The sequence below is a fragment of the Candidatus Palibaumannia cicadellinicola genome, assembly GCF_002855795.1.
In the GTDB taxonomy this organism is placed as follows: Bacteria; Pseudomonadota; Gammaproteobacteria; order Enterobacterales; family Enterobacteriaceae; genus Baumannia; species Baumannia cicadellinicola_C.
In genome coordinates this window covers 1-3,241 of the sequence record NZ_NJPO01000104.1, presented here as the reverse complement: position 1 = coordinate 3,241, position 3,241 = coordinate 1, and the positions used below count along the sequence as shown (strand labels likewise).

General features: G+C 31.3%; 4 protein-coding genes. All 4 read right to left on the bottom strand.

Annotation, left to right across the window (positions count from 1 at the left end):
- The coding region (gene rplT, locus CEX73_RS02015; RefSeq protein WP_101626933.1) for a 50S ribosomal protein L20 at window positions 1-352 on the bottom strand (352 nt) is incomplete at its 3' end.
- A 64-nt stretch (window positions 353-416) separates the two neighbouring features.
- Window positions 417-614 carry a 50S ribosomal protein L35 gene (gene rpmI, locus CEX73_RS02010; RefSeq protein WP_101626932.1) on the bottom strand — a complete coding sequence of 66 codons (198 nt, stop codon included), beginning with the start codon at window positions 612-614 and terminating at the stop codon, window positions 417-419.
- Window positions 615-676: 62 nt separating this feature from the next.
- Entirely contained in the window at window positions 677-1,219 is a 543-nt protein-coding gene (gene infC, locus CEX73_RS02005; protein WP_260081207.1) for a translation initiation factor IF-3, read from the bottom strand.
- A gap of 1 nt (window position 1,220) precedes the next feature.
- Window positions 1,221-3,152, bottom strand: a complete 1,932-nt coding sequence (thrS, locus tag CEX73_RS02000) for a threonine--tRNA ligase (protein WP_101626930.1) — start codon at window positions 3,150-3,152, stop codon at window positions 1,221-1,223.
- Between the last annotated feature and the right edge of the window lie 89 nt (window positions 3,153-3,241).

Sequence of the window (3,241 nt, the reverse complement as noted above, 5' to 3'; positions counted from 1 at the left end):
CAAAAGTACTTTTTACTTTATCTATTAGAGCAGTAAAAGCTAATTGATCAAATATTGCAATTTCTGCTAAAATTTTACGATCTATGTTAATAGATGCTTTTTTGAGACCATTCATTAAATTACTGTAAGACATACCATATTCTCTAGCAGCAGCATTAATACGTGCTATCCATAGTTGACGAAATTGACGTTTCTTACAACGACGATCACGATAACTATACTGACCTGCTTTAATTACAGCCTGAAAAGCAACACGATAAGCACGTGAGCGAGCCCCAGAGTAACCATGAGCTTGTTTTAATATTTTTTTGTGTCGCGCATGAGCAACTACACCGCGTTTTACGCGTGCCATATACTTGATCTCCTTACTAGTATTAAATAACTATTCAATCACTATAGTAAATAGTGAATATTACTTACGCATATGGCAAACAACGTACTACCAAACTTTTATCACCTTTAGATACTAAAGATTTAAAACGTAAATGACGCTTACGATTAGTAGATTTTTTTGTTAGAAGATGACGTAAGTGAGCGTGTTTATGTTTAAAACCACCAGTTGATATTTTTTTAAAACGTTTTATTGCTCCCCGTACGCTTTTTATTTTTGGCATTATTTTCTCTTTCGTTACATAGATATAATTACTATTATTCTCGTATAAATAATTTTGGCAAATTATTTTTTTTTCGGTGCAAGTACCATCATAATTTGACGTGCTTCAATTTTACTTGGTAATGATTCTACTAACGCAATGTTACTTAAGTCTTTACGAATACGATGAATAATTTCCAGACCTATTTTCTGGTGTGCCATTTCACGTCCACGGAAACGTAAAGTAATTTTTACTTTATCACCATCTTCTAAAAAGCGAATTAAGTTGCGAATTTTAATTTGATAATCATTTTCATGAATGCTAGGCCTAAACTTAATTTCTTTAACCTGAATAATTTTTTGTTTTTTCTTTTGTTCTTTAGTAGATTTATTTTTTTCATAAATAAATTTGCCGTAATCCATAATTCTGCAAACAGGAGGATCGGCATTAGGACTAATTTCTACTAAATCAACACCTGCTTCCTCAGCTTTTTCAAGCGCATGATTTAGGCTGACAATACCTATTTGTTCACCATCTATACCTGTTAATCGTACTTTACTAGCGCATATTTCTAAGTTTATTCTATTTATTGACCGCATTAGTTGAACTCTTTTATTGTCTTTAATACTATAATTCCTCTATTTGATGAAGATTACGGCAGTTTATTTCGTACTGTAACTGTTTAATAAATTCATTAACATTCAGACTACCTAGATTTTTGCCATAGCGTGTGCGTACCGTTACTTTATCTGTTTTCATCTCTTTATCTCCACAAATCAGCATATAAGGTACACGACGTAAAGTATGTTCGCGGATTTTAAATCCTATCTTTTCATTTCTCAAGTCTGTTTTTACTCTTATATCTGCTGTAGAAAATATTTTCATTAATTTGGTAACATACTCAGACTGATTATTACTAATATTCATCAAAACAACCTGCGTTGGAGCTAACCAAGTAGGAAAACTACCTGCATACTCTTCTATGAGTATTCCAATGAACCTTTCAAGTGACCCTAAAATCGCTCGGTGAATCATCACTGGAACCTGTTTTTTATTATTAACATTAATATAATATGCATTTAAACAATGTGGCAAAGAAAAATCTAGCTGAATAGTACCACACTGCCAAGTACGATCTAAGCAATCAAGTAAAGTAAATTCTATTTTAGGTCCATAGAATGCACCTCCTCCTTTTATGTAGTTAAAAGTAATATTATTATTAGTCAGTGCAGTTGCTAAACTCTTTTCTGCTTTCTCCCATATTTCATCGTTACCTATACGATTTTCTGGACGTGTAGAAAGGTTAACTAATATCGTTTTAAAACCAAATGTATGATAAATATCATATATCATATTAATACTATCATTGATCTCATCACATATTTGTTCTTCTGTACAAAAAATATGTGCATCATCTTGAGTAAATCCACGAACACGCATTAGACCATGTAAAGAACCAGAAGGTTCATTGCGATAGCAACTACCAAATTCCGCTATTCGTAATGGTAAATCCCGGTAAGATTTTATTTTTTGATTAAATATTTGCACATGACCTGGACAATTCATAGGTTTAATACAATACTCTCGGTTTTCTGAAGATGTAGTAAATATATGTTCAGCATAATTTAACCAATGTCCTGTTTGCTCCCAGAGTATACGGTCTATAATTACTGGACTTTTTACTTCTAAGTACTTATATATTTTTAGCTTATTACGTATAAATTGCTCTAATTCACGAAAAACAATCCAGCCATCAACATGCCAGAAAACCATACCTGGGGCTTCTTCTTGCATATGATAAAGATCTAATTTTTTACCTATTTTACGATGATCTCTTTTGCTTACCTCAATTAAAGATTGTAAATAATCATTTAGTTGTTTTTGATTCCCCCAAGCGGTACCATAAATACGTTGTAAAATGTTATTTTTAGAGTTTCCACGCCAATAAGAACTAGAAGTGTTCTGTAATTTAAAGTTATGACAAAAACGCATATTAGGTACATGCGGACCTCTACACATATCGATATATTCTTCATGGTAGTACAATGCTACTACGGTATGATTACTAATATTTTCGTCAAGTATTTTTACTTTATATATTTCACCACGTACTTCAAATATATCACGTGCTTCCTGCCAACTAACATATTTTTTAATAACATCATAATTGTTATTAGCTAATTCTTGCATACGTTTTTCTATTAAAAGTATGTCTTTTTGTTGTAAAGTATATGTTAGATCTACATCATAATAAAATCCGTTTTTAATAATGGGTCCAATTACCATTTTTGTTTCAGGCCATAGTTGTTTAATAGCATGTCCTAATAAATGAGCACAAGAATGACGAATAATTTCAATACCGGCTTGATCTTCAGCGGTAATGATTGTTAGCTGAACATCTTGTGTAATTAAATCAACAGCATCAACTAATTGATTATTAATACATCCAGCAATACAATTGCTTGCTAAGTTAGTACTAATATCATTTGCTACATCTAGGGAAGAAACTGGATATGGAAATTTCCGTTGAATACCATCTGGCAAAATAATAATAGGCATATTAATTTCCTTATTGAGCAGTAGTATTACTTTTTGAAAGTATATTTAATATTACTTAGTTATTTGTTAATATAAAAAAAGTTACTGAT